Origin of the sequence: Psychrobacter sp. 1Y6 (assembly GCF_052258385.2) — a bacterium.
Lineage (GTDB): Bacteria > Pseudomonadota > Gammaproteobacteria > Pseudomonadales > Moraxellaceae > Psychrobacter.
This window is the reverse complement of record NZ_JBQQEW020000001.1, coordinates 504311-522301: the sequence shown is the minus strand read 5'-3', so window position 1 is coordinate 522301 and position 17991 is coordinate 504311. Positions and strand designations below refer to the sequence as shown.

Sequence of the window (17991 nt, the reverse complement as noted above, 5' to 3'; positions counted from 1 at the left end):
AGAAAAATAAAATGCTATCAATCTTGCTCTAAAAGAATAATTAATCACTAAACACTTTCTTTCAAGGCGCCTTCCGTATCCAACACTTCATAATCTACTAGCTCGTCGTCATTCGTTACCTTAAAGCCTGTTACCGATTCTTGTAGTGCTGCTGCCATTTCACTTAGTTCACCAATAGAACGGGCTGTTGCCATCGTTCCAGAAGAAGTTTGTGAGGTGATATCTTGAATGATGTTCATGGTATGAGAAATATGACCCGCAGACTCAGCCTGTTGTAATGCAGCGTTTGAGATGTTTTGAATCAAGTCAGCCAAAGTGTTAGAAACGCTCTGTACCTCTTCTAGCGCCTCACCTGCATCTTTTGCTAAGCGTGCACCGCGTACAACTTCAGAAGTTGTTGATTCCATTGACATAACCGCTTCGTTGGTATCAGCCTGAATGGTTTTTACCAATGTTTCAATCTGTTTAGTAGCGTTTGCTGAACGCTCAGCCAGACGCTGTACCTCATCAGCAACAACCGCGAAGCCTCGGCCCGCTTCCCCTGCCATCGATGCCTGAATAGCGGCGTTCAATGCCAAAACGTTGGTCTGGTCAGCAATATCGTTAATTAGTCCAACGATATCACCAATCTCTTGCGAAGACTCACCAAGGCGCTTAATACGTTTTGACGTTTCTTGAATCTGATCACGAATAACGTTCATACCCTCAATAGAGCGTTGTACAACTTCTGCCCCGTTATGAGAAATAGCAACTGAACGCTGGGCAACCGTTGCAGACTCTGCAGCGTTGTTTGAAACCTGATCAATTGAAACAGTCATCTCATTAATAGCGGCCGATACACCAGCAATTTCTTGTGCTTGGTGTTCAGAAGCTTCGGCCAGTTCAACAGCATTCATCTGCGTTTGCTCTGAAGACTGTGAGACTCGGTCAGCAGTGCTGTTAATAACCAAAACCAACTGTCGTAATTGGTCAATTGCAAAGTTGACTGAATCGGCAATCGCCCCTGTAAAGTCTTCTGATACAGTCGCATTAACGGTCAAATCACCTTCTGCCAAATCGCCCAACTCATCAAGCAGACGTAAAATAGCGATCTGGTTACGTTCGTTTTCTTCTTGGATTTGACGCGCTCGCTCAGACTCAGCTTCTGCTTCTTGACGACGACGCAAGGTTTCTTTTTCAATAAGCGATCGCTCTGATCCACCACGGTTTTTCAGTAGCTGGTACAAAGCAAACAGAATCCCTAATGCGCCGATTGCAAATACAGCCGCTGGCAAGATAACGGATTGATTGAAACTATCGAAATATTGACTTACCGATGATAGCGAGTTAACTAGCCAAATCAGACAAGCCAAACTTAATAGAACAAAAAATCCTAACAATAGCTTCCAAGTACTATCAGCGTCTCTGCCATCTGCTGATGTTTTGGACATACCAGCTACAGGTTTTTTTATCACATCACTCATCTTGCGTTTTCCTTTCAAACAGTCATCAAAGTCTAATTGTGGCTGACTTTGACAATCGTATTGTTATCTAAACAATGATTAGCAAAGCCTGTATAAATGCTGACATCGAACCCTATTATGTCAGTCGCTATTCCTCTATCATTACTCAATAGACAGGTATTTTATAAGTAATAGCTATATCGCAGCATCTGAATACTGAGGATCCTGTGCGAGCAAACTTGGCATAAATACATACCAGTCTTGGTCGTTTTTGAAAAACTTGCCATGGTTATAAGGCGCAAATGGCGACTCTGGATCTATGGCTTCTGGACGATACTGTTCTTGTGTGAACTGTTCGATACCAAGCACTTGATCCACCAGCAGTCCTGAAAAGTTATTGTCATAATCAATAACGATAACTTTTCGTTGGCTCATTTGTGTCAAGCGACTAGGTACTTGCAAAAAATGCGACAAATCCGTCAAAGGTAATAGTCGCCCACGAATGTTGGCAATACCTAGCATCCATGGCTTTACTAGAGGTAGGCTAGTATATTCTGGCATAGATAATACTTCTGATACCTGACCCATAGGGGCAACTAAGCGCTGTCCACCAATTTCAAATACCACACCTTGCCAATCAAACTCTTGGCCACCGCGGCGACCGCTTTTGCGCGCGCGTGCCAAATCTGCTAAACGCAGAAGCTCGATAAATCCTCTAGAAGCCACAAGTTACTCCATCACTTTGCGAATCATATTGACCAATCCACTTTCATCAACTGGCTTGTTCATATATTCTTTGGCGCCTTGACGCTTGCCCCAAACTCTATCTGTTTCTTGGTTTTTGGTACTAATCATAATAACAGGGATATGAGCAGTGGTTTTACCGCGAGTAATCTTGCGCGTGGCTTGAAAACCATTCATTTCAGGCATGACCACATCCATCAAAATCACATCTGGTAAATGTTCAGCTGCCATCTGGCAACCCTGCTCACCATTGGTCGCTTCCAACACTTGGAAGTTGTTTTTGGCAAGCATATCGCGAAATTTCGCCATTTCTGATGGCGAGTCGTCAATGACTAAAACGGTAGTCATAGGAGGTTCCTTTATGTTCTAAAATATCTGTGAAGATATATTGATATATGGTTCAGATAAAATGATTAAAAATAGCACTTATAAATCGACTGGTAGCGATTCTTTAATCATAACTATTCAGTATTGAATAATCTGGAGCGATAATATCAATCACTCCCTGTAAGTCTATATTTATTCGATTAACGGTACTGATTAATGGCATCAAAAAGCTCATCTTTACTAAATGGCTTAGTCAGATATTCATCAGAACCCACAATACGACCACGTGCCTTATCAAATAGACCATCTTTAGATGACAACATGATTACAGGTTTATCAGCATAATCGGGGTTGTTTTTTATTAGCGCACAAGTCTGATATCCATCTAGACGTGGCATCATAATATCGACAAAAATAATATCTGGATTGTTATCTACAATCTTCGCTAACGCATCAAAACCATCGATAGCGGTCACTACTTCACAGCCCGCTTTTTGTAATAAAGTTTCTGCAGTACGGCGAATGGTTTTTGAATCATCAATTACCATTACTTTTAAACCTTCAAAATTATTTTCCATTCTCATTGTCCTGTAAACGACTATTTGTTCGTAACGCTATATAACAATACAAAATTTTCTTGGCTATTTTAAACTTTTATATCATCTCTTGTCAGATCGATATAAGTACCTACATTTGCATTGTCTGCGTTGAAATTTGTTATAACAGCGAATCTTCTGCAATTGATGCCTACTGACTAATCGCGGTATCAATATAGCGTACTATACGCACTTTATTATTATTAATCTTACAAAATCTAGCGTTATTTGAGTGCCTCGAATAAGATAACTTACCCCGCGAATATCTAATAGAAGAGTCAAATATAACAACGATTCCAATTAACCATAAATCCATTTTCCAACATATAAATAGATTGAAATTTGAATTGAAGGCAACGCTATTATATTTTTGTATTGTATATAACTGGCAATGATATTACTGAATAATTTTCATTTGTAATAAAAATGTATCAATGCATTTTATAATGTTTGTTTTAGCACAGTTATTATTGCTTTTCCAGTAATTAGTAAAATTATGTTCGAACTCATTAGTATCACAAATAGCTGTTCTTATTTATTAAAGGTATAACTTCAACTTTACTTAATACTTGAATTATCAACTTTCTTAAGTTTAGTAAATATTTTACAGGCGTTCCACCGAGTTACAATTCACTATATAATGATATGACGATTACAATGGTGACTGCTATGACAGCTTCTAGACATTTAAGAAAAAGCCTCTATTTATTCAGCATGCTATTTATCGCTGCTTGTCAGCCGTCATCTATAAATAAATCAGCCGTTACTGACACTGAAGCAGAGACCGCAGACACGCCACTTATCATCACAAGCGACAGTGTCACAATGACACCAGAACATATCTTGAGTATCAAACCTTCAAGATATCAGCCGAGTCTCGGATTACAAGGTAATATCGAACCTATCAAGCAGACCACATTTGTTGCGGTACATCCGATTCGTATAGAAAAGACACTGGTTAGTGAAGGTCAATGGGTTGAAAAAGGCACGCCATTGCTTGTCTTTAGGCGTGTGGGTACGGCTAGCAAAACTGAAGATTTAAAGAAGCCTGAGCAAGTTAATTCAGAATCAGAGGATGCTAATCAGAACACTCCAGAAAATACGCAAAACTCCGATGCTGAATCTGCACAAGCTGCGCCAGACGCAGACATTGCTGTTGCAAGAAAGACTAATAATGATAAAACGTTAGAAGCAAATTCTGCGATAGATACTGATAGCAACATCACTAATCAAAATGCAGACATTAATACGGCTAAACAAGATACCCCGTATAATTCGATTACCATTCATGCTAGTTTCTCAGGGCGAGTAGAAAGCTTATCTGCTGATGCAGGACAACAGCTAGCGGCGCGCGCGTCTCTACTACAGATCAGTGACGAAACCAAGCTGCACTTTATGGCTACCCTGCCTATACAAGCAAAACCACAGCTCTCAGTTGGCCAAACGGTCAATTTTACCGCCGAAGGTATCTCAGACAAGTTTACGGGACAGGTCAGCAAACTGGTATCGACCAGTCAGCCCAAAAAGCTCTTGGTCTATGTTAATGTCATCGACAATGAAGTTAGTCGTGATAAGTTACTGCCAAATATGAAAGTCACAGGGCGCGTCAATTATGGTCAAATAGATGTAGGCACTATCGTACCTAGGCGCGCGCTACATGACGTCGACCTGACAGAGTTACAAACTCCTCCTTATATGCCGCTACAACCATTGACTGCAAACGTTTGGATTATAGGCCAAGATCAGCGTTTAACACGCCAACCTATTGAAGTAGTTGAATACGATCCTACTACGCAGCAGTATTTGATAGCAGGGGTTAGCAATGATAGCTTAATTTGTTTGGCTGACTTACCTGTTGATTCTAAAGGTAAAAAAGTCATTGTGTCGTAATAGCTTATGCTGACAGTTACATTGCGTAGAAACATTAACAAAGCTTCTCTTGTTTTGTAACAGCATAATTAGGCAATATGACCCTACTATATATAGCGTTATCCGAGTATTGAAATACGACTCATATTTAATTATTCGCTATTCTGTATATTTTAAAACGTAGAGGCTTAATAGTTTAACTATTTATTATTACCAACAGTCATCATTACCGAAAATGTTATATTTTTATAAATCACAATAACAATTAGAGGACATCCCATGAGTAAGCAGATTTTATTGATTGAAGACGATCCAGATTTGGCTGAGCTGATCAGCGATTATTTGACCATGAACTATTATGATGTGCATCATGCTGGTCTTGGTCAAGAAGGTCTCGACTTATTAGACACCAAAGAGCGCGATATTGATTTGGTTGTATTGGATCTCATGCTACCTGATATGGACGGTATGCAAGTATGTCAGAAGATTCGTGGCAACAAGAACAACATGACCAATAAAGTACCTATTATCATGCTGACCGCAAAAGGCGATACAACCGATCGCGTGTTGGGGCTAGAGATGGGTGCTGACGATTATATCGCCAAGCCTTTTGAGCCACGTGAGCTTTTAGCTCGTATTCGTGCGGTTATTCGTCGTCATGAGCAACCAAATCAAGCCGATAGCCAATCAGACAGCTTAACCTTTGGTCGTTTAAGCGTGTTCCCTGATAGTCATGAAGTCACGATCGATGACCAACCGGTACGCCTAACCACGCATCAGTTTCAGTTGTTACACTACTTTGCCACTCATTCTGGCAAAGTGTTGAATCGTGAGCAGCTCTGGCAAGCGATGCCAAATGATGACAGCTCAGATAACATTGACCGTGCAATTGATGTACATATTTCGCGTTTACGTGCTTTGATCGAAGACAATCCACGCCAGCCAAAACGTATTATTACCGTACGTGGCGTCGGCTATCAATTTGCCACTGATCAGGTGTAATCATAAAGGATGCCTAATTAGCTGACTCATGGTGTAAACTCTATACCATGAGTCAGTATAAGCGTTTAATAATAGAGATCGTTTAATGCAGCAATTGGGTTTTCGTTCCGTATTTGCCAAACTATTTGCCAGCGTTATGCTGGCACTTACTTTATTTGCTGTGGCAATGGTGCTGTTGACCCAACTTGTTCATGACAAAGACGCTGGCATTCGATCAGAGATATTAGCCACACAGATTCTGGGTCAAATCGATCCATTCTTGCACGAATTGAATATTTCCATCAGCAAAGACAATCGTTTGCAATCTCGTTTTATGCTGGCTGTCGTTAAGAAAAGCTTTGATATTTTTGATGAGTCACTGCAAGCAAAAATGGGACTGTATGACAGTGAAGGTCGACTGCTTATGCAAACTGACAATAGTGACCTACCCCTAGAGCTTCCCCCTACTCCTTCTTTATTTTCACGCGTTTTTCCATCACTTGCAGACACATCACCTACCAAGCAAGCCCAAGTGTATAGCAGTACGGGTTATACCTTACTGTATGAATCACGTTTAACGCCTAAAAAACCTGTCCTTTCGGCAGCCTTGAACTTGTTCACTGGTACGCTACTACTCTTGCTTATTATGGCAGGTGTACTATGGTTAATTGCTCGGACGATGACATGGCGTATTGACCAGTTAAGCCAGCAAATGACTCAATTGGGTGACGGTGATTTTACGGTGCGAGTGAATGCGCGTGGTAATGATGAAATCGCTGCACTAGCACGCGGATTCAACCAAGCAGCACAAAAAATTGAACACTTAATTGATGCCAATAATTTACTATTAGCACATGCTTCTCATGAGCTGCGCACACCGATTACACGTATCCGTCTACAGATTGAAATGATGGATATGTTAGCTGGTGCGCTGCCAACTGATACCAAAGCAAAATTCGATAAACGGGCACAAGCGATCAATAGAGACTTGTCAGGTCTTAATGACTTAGTAGAAAGTATATTACTGGTTAGTCGTTTGGATGCAGGTCATGCTTTACAGCAAGTTGAAAACTTAGATTTATACGATTTGGTAAATCAAGAGCGTCAGCACTATCCTGAAGCCACGCTGATTGGTGAGCACATCGTGATAGATGGTCAATCATCAATGTTGACTCATCTGATTCGTAATTTACTTACCAACGCTATGCTACATGGCAAGCCGCCTGTTACGGTATTGCTATATGGTGTTCAGAGCATAGAAGAAGCCGGAACTGTGCCTGACTATCTATTACAAACAGTGCTATGCAGCAGCTTTGTCGATTACAACAGTTTAGACTTTGACGATTATGAAGAAAACGCTGATGCCAAGGAAATTGAACACCATACCGCTAAACATGAAGCTACTAGTTCGGTTGATAAAAACAAATCAGACACAACTGACTCAATAGCAGAGCTACCGACGCCTATCATCTACAAAAACGGTGAGGATATAGCTGCTCGCAATGAAAACAACGAGAGCAACGATGACGCTAGTGTTGATAACGACCTTTCAGATGCAAGCTTGATAGACAGTGCTAGCAAACCCCAACCTACTACTGGCGAATCATCTTTACTTGCTGACTACTATAGCTTTACCAGTGAGTTGACCGACAGAATTAAGAAAGTTATTTGGAAGGCTGTTCCGGATTCTACTGAACCTACTAACGACACTGATACTACTAACAACGCTGGTTTGGTTGAAGTAGCATCCACAAACTCTATAAGCAACGTAGAAAGCGAGAATACTGACACTCTCATCGAGAACAGTGCTCAAAAATCAGATAAATCTATTACTGATACCGCTACTAAAAATAACGGCCCAAACAATACGAAAGATGATGCTAAATCTAACAGTTTAAGCAATGAGAACTCAGGCGCAGTCGTGCGTAAAGAAGGCTTATTTGCTAAGCATATGAAAAAAGCCAAAACTGAACCTGAACGTCCTTTGCCAAAATATGCTGTGCTGGCGGTAATTGACGAAGGCACTGGTATCCCTGAAGGTAAGCGAGAAGAAGTCTTTAGTCCATTTGTACGTTTGCAGCAGAAAAACAAAGGCTCTGGATTAGGGTTATCTTTAGTCTCACAAATCGTTACCGCCCATCAAGGACGCATTATTACAGATACGTTAAATGGTCATACTAGATTTTTGGTGACTATCCCCATTCATCACGATCCTCATTACAACTATCACGAGTAATCAATTCCCATCATTATATAGATAGCTATCACGCTGTCGCCTTCACACTTGCCATTTTAACTGCTTATTCTTAATAGCTATTAATCATAAGCCGGACACGTATGTGCATATCCAAAGTGCCTGATAATATGCTATATTACCGCCCCTTATTATACGGTTATTGACTGTTGTCGTTTTGACAAGCTTCTTACATATTGAAAGAGGCCTGATGACGCGTTTTTAACCATTAAAAAATTTATTAAATTTTGAGCCCTCCATGAATGACATGATTGTCTTAAACGATGTGACCAAAAGTTTTTTAAGCGACCGATCAATCAAAGACAAAGACGGCAAACCACATTGGTTTACCGCTGTTGAGCCGACATCTCTGACTATCAAACAAGGCGAAATCTTTGGTCTAATGGGTTATTCAGGTGCAGGTAAATCTACCTTATTGCGCCTAATTAATATGCTTGAACGTCCAGATTCGGGTCAAGTCGTGATAGACGGTACTGACCTAACCACGCTGTCTGCCAGTGAGCTGCGTATTGCTCGTCATAATATCGGTATGATTTTTCAGCAGTTTAATCTGATGTCTAATCAAACGGTCTTTGACAACGTGGCATTTAACTTAAAAATCTCAGGTTATCCAAGTCGCGACATACATAAGCGCGTTATGGATTGTCTTGCGATTGTTGATTTGACCGATCGTGCTGGTCACTATCCTGCGCAGCTATCAGGTGGACAAAAACAGCGTGTGGGTATTGCTCGCGCGATTGCCCCTAGTCCAAAAGTATTGTTGGCCGATGAGCCAACCAGTGCGCTTGACCCTGCAACGACCCGTAGTTTGCTGACTTGTCTACGCGATATCAATGAGCAGCTTGGCGTGACTATCGTCATCGTGACCCATGAGATGAGTGTTATTCGTAGACTTTGTGATCGCGCAGCATTATTGCATCAAGGACAACTATTAGAAGTTGCGGATGTGCGAGACGGTCTGATTCAAGCAACCACCCCGATTGGCAAAGGCCTAGTCGTCGAGGACTAATGAGGCAGGAGAAATAGATATGTTAACTGGTACTGAATTATCCGCCTCTATAGACAAGTTACTTGTGTTACGCAAAGAGATCGTGAGCGCGTTTATTGATACGTTTGTGATGCTCGGTATTTCGACCACGGTCGCAATCGTCATCGGTGGACTGTTTGGCGTATTCTTGTTTTTGTCTAGTGATCGACAGTTTTTGCAAAACAAGACGTTGTACGGTGTGCTTGGCGGTATTACCAACTTTATGCGTGCATTCCCTTTCGTAATTTTGATGATTGCGATGAGTCCGTTTACCAAGGCCATCGTTGGCACGGGTATCGGACCAATTGCTGCATCACTGGTACTTGCTATCGCTGGTTCATTTTATTTTGCGCGTTTGGTCGAGCAAAATTTGCGTGAAGTGCCGCGCGGTATTATCGAAGCAACTGAATCAATGGGTGCCAGGCCTTTTACCATTATTAAAGTACTACTTAATGAAGCGCGCTCAGGTTTAGTATTGTCAGTCACTATTCTTTGTATCAGCTTGCTCTCTTATTCAGCGGCGGCTGGTATGATCGGTGGTGGCGGTTTGGGTGATTTGGCTATTCGTTATGGCTATTATCGCTATCAAACCGAGGTAATGATTTTTATCGTGATTGTATTATCAATCATGGTCGTCTCGATTCAAGCCTCTGGTAACTGGCTCGCCAATCGTTTAGACAAACGTTAAACCGCTTTAGAGAATACTTGACTTTACGAGCGACTAGGTTTATTTTTGGCAACACTCAACCCTTATCTCAGCTCTTACAACAAAAGCAGCATTACTATTTATAATGTTGCTTTTTTAATGTTCAGACGATAAACGTTTTACTCAACCCCATTCATTATTAAGGACATATTATGAAATTAACAGATATCAGCCGTCAGTTAGCTACCGCATTTGCCGCTGTTGGTGTATCAGGTCTAGTTTTAGTTGGTTGCAGCAATTCATCAGCGCCAGAAGCGACTAAAGAGCCAGTAACCGAAGGTACCACTGCAGAAACTGCCGCTAGCGATATCGATCCTGACCATACCAAAATCGTTATCGGTACGACTGAAGGCGATTTTGCTGATATGGTTCGTAACCAAGTAAAGAGCACGCTTGAAGCTCAAGGTTATGAAGTTGAGTTGATTGCTTTTACTGACTATGTCCGTCCTAACCTTGCATTGGCTGAAGGCGATTTGGATATCAACATCTTCCAGCACAAGCCTTATCTTGATAATTTCAAAAAAGAAAACAATCTTGATCTAGTAGAAGCATTCCAAGTACCAACGGCTCCGCTTGGCATTTACTCAGGTAAAAAGACTAGCCTTGACGCTGCATTCAAAGGTATGAGTGTTTCTGCACCAAACGATCCAAGTAACTTTGCACGTGCTTTGGTTATGATGAACGATCTTGGCTGGATCAAACTGAAAGACAACATCGATCCATTGACAGCATCAAAAGCAGATATCGCTGACAACAGCAAATACGATATCGAAATCGTTGAACTAGAAGCTGCTCAATTACCACGCGCACGTGATGAAGTTGACTTCGCAGTTATCAACGGTAACTATGCTACTGACTCTGGTATCAAATTGACCGAAGCATTGTTCCAAGAGCCAAGCTTTGCTTATGTAAACTGGTCAGCGATCAAATCTGCTGATACTGGTAAAAAATGGGTTGAAGATGTGACCAACGCTTATAACTCAGAAGCTTTCAAAAAGTATGCTCATGAAACGTTCCCTGGCTACAAGTACCCAAAAATCTGGGGTACTGATCATAGCGCACATACGGACACTGCTGCTAAAACTGAAAGTGCTGACGCTCCAGAAACTACAGAAGCTGCTGCTCAGTAAGACTTTAAATCAAAAGTACCTAGTTTTTTAGGTGTTATGATTAATAGAAACGCCCATTACTTAGAGTGATGGGCGTTTTTTTGTCTTTGATTTTGGGAGAGCTGTTTTCCAATAGGTTATCAAAATACTAACTATGCATTAAATAACTATCAAATAACTATCAAAAATCACGTTACAGCCTGTTTGCCCTTTGTAGGAAACCGTCACTCACTCTTCCACTTGTCCTTGGTTTTTCTTATAGTGGACGGGCTCAATAGTAATCTACTCGTTAAACCATACTATTGATGACATTTAAAACTAATGAAAATTATAAGACACACATAATAAGGATAACAATATGAGCGTTAAAAACTATAATATTCGTACCGCTGGACAAGCAAATATCCCAATTCTAGGGCTAGGTACTTGGCAGTCAACTGGGCAAGATTGCGTAGACGTGGTCAAAAAAGCGTTAGAAATGGGGTATGAGCATATCGATACCGCTCAAGCTTATGGCAATGAAAAAGAAGTTGGCGAAGGCATCAGACAGTCAGGCGTGGCTCGTGATAAGTTCTTTTTGACTACCAAAATTTTTCCAGATGATATGAAGTTTGAGCCAGAAAAACTGGTCGCAGCAGCCAAGCGTTCTTTGGAAGATTTGGGTACAGATTATGTCGATCTGTTGCTGTTGCACTGGCCTGATGACCGCGTGCCGTTATCTGAGACCATTCCTGCGCTGTGTGAACTACAAAAGCAAGGCTTGACGCGTCATATTGGTGTTTCAAACTTCAATATTGCTAATATCATTGAAGCCAAGAAATATGCTGATGTGCCTATCGTCGTCAACCAAGTAGAGTTTCATCCGTTCATTAAACAAAACACATTGCAGACCTTCTTAAATAATCATCATATTCTACTAGAAGCCTACTCGCCATTAGCGCGTGGTGATGTATTTGATAACGAAGTAATTAAAGAGATTGCAGATAAGCACAACGTAACGCCAGCACAGATTTCACTAGCATGGATCTTATCAGACAAGTATCGTGTGGCTATTCCGAAAACGTCTAACCCTGATCACCTGCAAGGCAATCTAGATGCCATCAAGGTTGAGTTAAGTGCAGATGAGTTAGAAAAAATCGGTAACCTAGCCAGCTCTGACGGTCGTAAAATTGAACATCCTGACTATAGCCCAGTATGGGATGACTAACAGGATTAATAAGTACGATTAATTGATTAACCAAACAAAGCTCAATAAAAAGCCACCGATAATCGGTGGCTTTTTTATATGGTATGAAAACTCACAATCATTACTGTTGTAGCGTTTCGGTCTCATGAATCTTCTCAGCAGGATTGTACTGTTCAGAAGTAGGTATCGCTCCGCTGCGATTATTTTCTTTCATAGATTTAGCAACTTCTGGTGGCATATAGTTTTCGTCATGCTTAGCCAGTACTTCACCAGCGACGAAAGTATCGCCTTGCATTTTACCCGTAGCCACGACACCTGAATTTTCAGCAAATAAATCTGGCAGAATACCTTGGTAAGTCACTGGCACGGTTGATTGAAAATCAGTAATCGCAAACTCAACATTTAATGGATTGTCTGCTGCACGCTGCACACTACCTGCAACCACCATACCACCAGCACGAATACGTTTGTCTTGAGGCGCTTCACCTTGGGCAATCGCAGTTGCATCAAAGTAGTAGTCAGTTTGCTGCCCGATGGCATAGATAACCAACATAACTGCTACTGCCGCACCTACCAGCGTAAACATAACCCACGTCAGTTTTTTCCGACGAACTGCATTCATACCACTACCCCATTAATGAGTCACTGTTTTATAAACCATAATCAATCTATAAAACAGAAAAATTTGAAGAAACTACCATTAGAAAAACGTTCTGAAAATGTCTTTCTAATCGTACTCTTCTAATCGCTATATGGTAGCATTTTTCGGCCGAATCAATAAGCCTCATCACTGCCTATAAGGTCATATTTTTGTCAGTGTAAGGATACGGTTTCTTACGCTAAAACCCTGATATTAAGATGATTTTTATTCAGCTTGTTTGGTTACAGGCGTTGAGGTTTTGGTCGTTCGTTGTGCTTGTCGCGCTTGCTGGATGGTCAGCTGTTTGATAAGTGACTGTCGCTGTCTGCGGCTATAGATAATAAATGCCAACATCACGCCGATCGCTATCGCCCAGCACGACCACACAAAAACCCCATGCTTACCCATGGCGAAAAACTCAGATACGCTATAAAAGTAAGGCTGCATAGTATTTTCCTAGCCGTTATTTGTGTTGACCACGAATGTATTCTTTAACCCACGCTTTGCCTTGATCACGGTATAAAATCAGCGTGTTAGTACGATAAATCGCTAATGTCGCAACCAGTAAATAGCTGCCGATAATCATCAGTAATAAGGGCATCCACATATCTGCCGACATCTTCGGTGCGGCGGTCAAGCTAAAGGTCGCGCCTTGATGCAAGGTATTCCACCACTCTACTGAGTACTTGATAATAGGCAGATTCACTGCGCCCACGATAGATAAAATAGCAGCCGCTTTACCGCGATTGGCCGTATGTTCAAAAGCGGCAAACAGTGCCATCACGCCCGCATATAGAAACGCTAATATCAGCATTGATGTAAGGCGTGCATCCCACACCCAATAAGTACCCCATGTTGGCTTTGCCCAGATAGAGCCTGTAAGCAAACTGATGACGCATAGTAAAAACCCCATCGGGGCAAGTGCCTGCGCAACCAGACTGGCTGTTTTAATCTTCCATACCAAATAAATTACCCCCAAGACCGCAAGGGAAAAATAGATAGAAATGGCAAGACTGGCCGCTGGAACATGGATAAAGATAATGCGATAGCTATTGCCCTGAAGATAATCAGGCGGCGCAAAAGCAAGGCCCCATACGCTACCAATGAGCAAACAGAGACTGGCCAATATTGCTAACCACTTGACCCAAGGGCTAAAGATACGAAAAAACTGCTTGGTACCCACAGTGGTCAAGAAACCCTGCCAAATGCGCTGCCACAAGCTAGGGGATGAGACGTTATTCAGGTTGGGCATGGGAAGAAACCTATTACACAGCTTACTGGCGATAAAGGATGCGGTCTATAAAAGCACCACTATCAACTCACCTGCTGGCGTTAAACACTGGATAGAATCTACAAAGAGCTGTTTACGTATTCAATTGACTATTATAGCAAAATTGCCAGTTTTCACCACGATGTTAATACATGTGATGCAGATAACTAAATTTCGATAACTGGATTTAGATGGCTAGGTTTAGATAACTGGGCTTAAATAATCAAATTTCGACAACTGGACTTTAGGATTACAAAACGCAAATCGTTTAATTAAGCCATGACATTTTTAAAGTTGTAGCAATCACCCATGGCATGACCAAGACAGAAACAATACTTCCTGCTAGTAATAAGGCTAAAATAGGTAAACCATTCAGCCCAGAGGCAAATAAATCAACCGCACCCGTAGCAAAAATCAATACTGGCAACTGCATCGGTAAAGCAATCAAAGGCACCAATACTGCCCCATTCTTTAACGATAGCGTCAAGCTACTGGCAATCGCGGATAGCATTAGGAGCATCGGGCTACCTGTCACGATAGACGCCATCAAGATCCACGCTTCAAACCAACTGAGCTGAAATAAAGGCACGGCAAGCAAGCTAAGCGCTGCCACAATACCACTACTAAAAATCCAATGAATGACCAGTCTAATAAGAACCCATAGCGGTAATGACGCTTTGGCCACGACCAATTGCGCAAGCGTACCATTATCAAGCGCTGGCTTGAACAATCCATCAACGCCCATTACCAGTGACAGCAATGCAGCAATCCACACTGCTGATACGCCCAGACGCTGCAATAGCGCAGGTTCACTACCGACTGCCAGCGGAAACAAAGTAATAATCACTAAGAACAGTACCAATGGATACAACCATTGTACTGCTCCTTGCTGCTTGACTTGCCATTCGCGTCGCCATAGCTGCAGGAAGCCAATACTGCGAGGCACTGCGACAATAGCATTTGGACTTTTATTCATGGCTGCTACTGATCCTACTTGTATTGGACGGTCTGTCATTATTTGTCCTTGCACGTATACTGATGGTACTGATATCAATCAAACTTATACCATGTAATTTGACAAATCGAGCACTTGATTGGCGACACCGACTGCCTGATGGCTGGTCATTAGTATCGATCCGCCAGCCTGTGCAAAGTCGCATAACCGCTCTTCCATACGTGCCACCATATCGACATCCAGCGCCGTGAAAGGCTCATCAAGTAACCAGAGCGGTGTCACGTCAGGAGTTAACAAGTACAATCGTGCCAGCGTGATGCGCCGCGTTTGCCCAGCGGACAAATGACTTGAGCTGATCGTTTCAAACCCTTGTAGTCCAACCCATGTGAGCGCATCATCAATATCAGCAGCGCTTGGCGTAATACCATATAGGTTCAGTAGAAATGTCAGATTCTGGGCTACTGTCAAATTCGGATGAATGCCCAACTGGTGCGAGACATATAAAGGCTGAACTGGCAGACTCGACTGTCCTTGATAAGTAACTTCACCTGACGAAACAGGTAACAATCCAGCCAACTGCATGAGTAACGTGGTCTTTCCCGTTCCATTTGCCCCGATGAGATGGCAAATACTGCCAGCAGATAGCTGCAACGTAACGCCTTCGCACAGCGGTATCTCACCGCGCTGAACCGTCAGCTCCTCAAGTGCAAGTAAAGGCGTATCCAAAACCGTCATCAAAACCTCTGGTTATTTATCAAGCAGCAGTCAATATTCATCACAAACAAAGGCAATGTTCGTGGCATAATACCCTATGCTCGCTACAAACACACAGTATAACAAATTGTCGATTACTCTGACTTCAAAAAGTACGACCTCAAAAAAATACGACTTTAAAATATGACTTCAAAACCTATGCCGACTTCACAAGATAGCCAAAAACCTAATACTGCTGCAGAGACTAAAGATGACAATGACAATGCGGACACTAGATTGTCAAAAGAGCCATCAGCCAGCCGTTTGACAGTAGATAGCTTGATTGATGCTCAAGTCAACTTTATGCAGCAGTGGTTGCACAATCAAGCTGAGCCACTAGCGATGGAAGCTTGGCAATGGTTTGGTGCGCAGCCTTTAAGCAAATATATTACCTGCGATCATTTACAACAGCTGATGAAAGACTGGCTGTTAAATCAGCAGATGACTGAGGTGATGCGTACCGATATCCGTGATATTTTGCACACTATTATTTATCATCCAGTCAATGACAATGTGCCTTTATCTGAGCTGGTCGATGATGCCCAAGTTGAAACGCTGGCCAACTATATCGGTAGTCACGAGCAGCAGCGTAATATATTGATTCATACGCTGGTCGGTAACGAAACCTTTGCAGATTTATTGACCCAAACACTCTATCACGCTATCAATGATTTTATGGAAAGCACCCTCAATAAAGCAGGTGGCGTTGGTAAATTGATGAAGCTTGGACGCAGCTCTTTTGAAAAGGCGACCAACAGAAACCTCGATGAAAAACTGCAAACGTACCTGCATCGCAATATCAAAGATTTGACGCGCAAAGCCGAAGCCAATGCCCAAGAACACTTATCAAACGAAGAGGTGGCGCGTCTGATGGTCATGGGCTGGGATCGCATCAAGGACCAACCGATCAGCGAGATACAAACCTACTTAAGCGATGAACCCGGTAATAGTAGCATTGACCATATCGAAGCCAGTATCCAACAAAGCTATAACCGCCTGCGACTGTCACCGTATTTGCACAGCTTGGTCTCGGCAAGCATTGACACTTGGTATGCCAATCATCAGTCTGACACGATAGCGACCATTGCGGCGAGTTTGCACATTGATGAAGCGGCCATGAAGCAATGTAGCACTACACTACTGCCTATCGTGTACGATGCTCTTGAGATGCCTTGGTTAACGGCTCATATTCGTGAAATGCTAGCAGCGTTTTATGCACAACCTGCTATTAAAGAAGGCTTGGCATTCACTCACAATTAATTTACAACCCTTACTTGTCAGCATACTATTATGAGTCAACGCAATAAACTCAGCTTGTGGCAAAAAATCAAACGGTTACTGACTGCTGCCGCACCGCAGTCAGTCATTGATGGTGCAAGCAAGCAAGGGCGTGCATCACTTGCTGATAGCGAGATTAATAATACAAAAAATATATCAGCTGATATTTCTGATATCTCCCATGAGTTAGAGGCGAATCAGGACAGCGAACAGGATAACACTCAAGCTCAAGCAAATACATCTCAAATCAAAACCGATAACTTGAAAACCGATAGCGCAAGTGCAGAATCTCAAAACCAAAGTGACACGCCTATCGTCGACTGCTTAAAACAATACTTCAATGACAAGCAGTGGCACTACACGCATTATCGACCCAAAACCAACGACAGCCAAAAATCGCATCACTTATCCTTGAGAATGCGTCATAAGCAAATAAACTGTGGCTATCTGTTTCGGGTGCAAGAAAAAAACAAACTATTGGCCATCTACGGCATCTTGCCATTTTTGATACCAGAAACTCATCAAAGTGCCGCGATGCTACTCATCACCCAAATCAACTATGACATGCTAGTCGGTAATCTAGAGATGGATGTTAACGATGGTGAGATACGCTACAAAAATGCTATCGATGTCGAAGCGGTTGGTCTAGATAATGAGATCATTGAGCATTTACTACAAAGCGTGGTTGCGATGACCACGGTCGCTAACGAGCTATTTGGCAACTTGGTTAATAATCAAGACCCTGCTGAAGACATGCAAACGCTACTTGTCGAGCTACGTCAACAGTCAGACGCGCGCACGTTCTTTTTGCCGACTCAGTTTGTTCAATAGCTCAGTTCATTCGATAATTAAGT

17 protein-coding genes and 1 pseudogene are annotated in these 17991 nt (G+C 42.2%); 9 read left to right on the top strand and 9 right to left on the bottom strand.

The window, feature by feature from the left end:
- Positions 1 to 47: 47 nt before the first annotated feature.
- From ACTXGF_RS15820 to pilG, 4 genes and pseudogenes are all read right to left on the bottom strand, one after another.
- Positions 48 to 1334: pseudogene (locus ACTXGF_RS15820) on the bottom strand (methyl-accepting chemotaxis protein); the annotation flags it as partial.
- Between the two features lie 303 nt (positions 1335 to 1637).
- Positions 1638 to 2168 carry a chemotaxis protein CheW gene (locus ACTXGF_RS15815; protein ID WP_160022438.1) on the bottom strand — a complete coding sequence of 177 codons (531 nt, stop codon included), beginning with the start codon at positions 2166 to 2168 and terminating at the stop codon, positions 1638 to 1640.
- A gap of 3 nt (positions 2169 to 2171) precedes the next feature.
- Entirely contained in the window at positions 2172 to 2534 is a 363-nt protein-coding gene (locus ACTXGF_RS15810; protein ID WP_057761573.1) for a response regulator, read from the bottom strand.
- A gap of 179 nt (positions 2535 to 2713) precedes the next feature.
- Positions 2714 to 3091, bottom strand: coding sequence for a twitching motility response regulator PilG (pilG, locus tag ACTXGF_RS15805; RefSeq protein ID WP_102091826.1), 378 nt, complete (start codon positions 3089 to 3091; stop codon positions 2714 to 2716).
- A gap of 687 nt (positions 3092 to 3778) precedes the next feature.
- On the opposite strand from pilG, the gene ACTXGF_RS15800 reads away from it, so the two are divergent.
- From ACTXGF_RS15800 to ACTXGF_RS15770, 7 genes are all read left to right on the top strand, one after another.
- Positions 3779 to 4999 carry an efflux RND transporter periplasmic adaptor subunit gene (locus ACTXGF_RS15800; RefSeq protein ID WP_443535142.1) on the top strand — a complete coding sequence of 407 codons (1221 nt, stop codon included), beginning with the start codon at positions 3779 to 3781 and terminating at the stop codon, positions 4997 to 4999.
- 258 nt (positions 5000 to 5257) lie between these two features.
- Positions 5258 to 5980, top strand: a complete 723-nt coding sequence (locus ACTXGF_RS15795) for a response regulator transcription factor (protein WP_057761578.1) — start codon at positions 5258 to 5260, stop codon at positions 5978 to 5980.
- 85 nt (positions 5981 to 6065) lie between these two features.
- On the top strand, positions 6066 to 8195 hold the full coding sequence (locus ACTXGF_RS15790; RefSeq protein ID WP_443535144.1) for an ATP-binding protein: 2130 nt from the start codon (positions 6066 to 6068) through the stop codon (positions 8193 to 8195).
- A gap of 256 nt (positions 8196 to 8451) precedes the next feature.
- Entirely contained in the window at positions 8452 to 9222 is a 771-nt protein-coding gene (locus ACTXGF_RS15785) for a methionine ABC transporter ATP-binding protein (protein ID WP_057761581.1), read from the top strand.
- Positions 9223 to 9241: 19 nt separating this feature from the next.
- Entirely contained in the window at positions 9242 to 9928 is a 687-nt protein-coding gene (locus tag ACTXGF_RS15780; RefSeq protein WP_057761583.1) for a methionine ABC transporter permease, read from the top strand.
- A gap of 170 nt (positions 9929 to 10098) precedes the next feature.
- Complete coding sequence (locus ACTXGF_RS15775) at positions 10099 to 11076, top strand: MetQ/NlpA family ABC transporter substrate-binding protein (protein ID WP_443535147.1); 978 nt, start codon at positions 10099 to 10101, stop codon at positions 11074 to 11076.
- Between the two features lie 337 nt (positions 11077 to 11413).
- Positions 11414 to 12262: an aldo/keto reductase gene (locus ACTXGF_RS15770; RefSeq protein ID WP_443535149.1), complete on the top strand. Its 849-nt coding sequence runs from the start codon at positions 11414 to 11416 to the stop codon at positions 12260 to 12262.
- 100 nt (positions 12263 to 12362) lie between these two features.
- Here ACTXGF_RS15770 and ccmE read toward each other — a convergent pair whose 3' ends face one another.
- The 5 genes from ccmE to ccmA form a co-directional block, all read right to left on the bottom strand.
- Positions 12363 to 12863 (bottom strand): cytochrome c maturation protein CcmE, encoded by a 501-nt coding sequence (gene ccmE / locus ACTXGF_RS15765; protein ID WP_201579143.1) that lies wholly within the window; start codon positions 12861 to 12863, stop codon positions 12363 to 12365.
- 243 nt (positions 12864 to 13106) lie between these two features.
- Positions 13107 to 13328 (bottom strand): heme exporter protein CcmD, encoded by a 222-nt coding sequence (ccmD, locus tag ACTXGF_RS15760; RefSeq protein ID WP_443535151.1) that lies wholly within the window; start codon positions 13326 to 13328, stop codon positions 13107 to 13109.
- Positions 13329 to 13344: 16 nt separating this feature from the next.
- Positions 13345 to 14133, bottom strand: coding sequence for a heme ABC transporter permease CcmC (gene ccmC, locus ACTXGF_RS15755; RefSeq protein ID WP_057761594.1), 789 nt, complete (start codon positions 14131 to 14133; stop codon positions 13345 to 13347).
- A gap of 286 nt (positions 14134 to 14419) precedes the next feature.
- Complete coding sequence (locus ACTXGF_RS15750; protein ID WP_160023583.1) at positions 14420 to 15127, bottom strand: heme exporter protein CcmB; 708 nt, start codon at positions 15125 to 15127, stop codon at positions 14420 to 14422.
- Between the two features lie 84 nt (positions 15128 to 15211).
- A complete protein-coding gene (ccmA, locus tag ACTXGF_RS15745) occupies positions 15212 to 15841 on the bottom strand; it encodes a heme ABC exporter ATP-binding protein CcmA (protein WP_443535153.1) in 630 nt (209 codons plus the stop codon).
- 162 nt (positions 15842 to 16003) lie between these two features.
- Here ccmA and ACTXGF_RS15740 point away from each other — a divergent pair, with 162 nt between their 5' ends.
- Together ACTXGF_RS15740 and ACTXGF_RS15735 are read left to right on the top strand one after the other, a co-directional pair.
- The gene (locus ACTXGF_RS15740; protein ID WP_443535155.1) at positions 16004 to 17119 is read left to right on the top strand and encodes a hypothetical protein; all 1116 of its coding nucleotides are present in this window, start codon (positions 16004 to 16006) and stop codon (positions 17117 to 17119) included.
- A gap of 30 nt (positions 17120 to 17149) precedes the next feature.
- A complete protein-coding gene (locus ACTXGF_RS15735; protein WP_443535157.1) occupies positions 17150 to 17968 on the top strand; it encodes a type III secretion system chaperone family protein in 819 nt (272 codons plus the stop codon).
- Positions 17969 to 17991 lie beyond the last annotated feature (23 nt).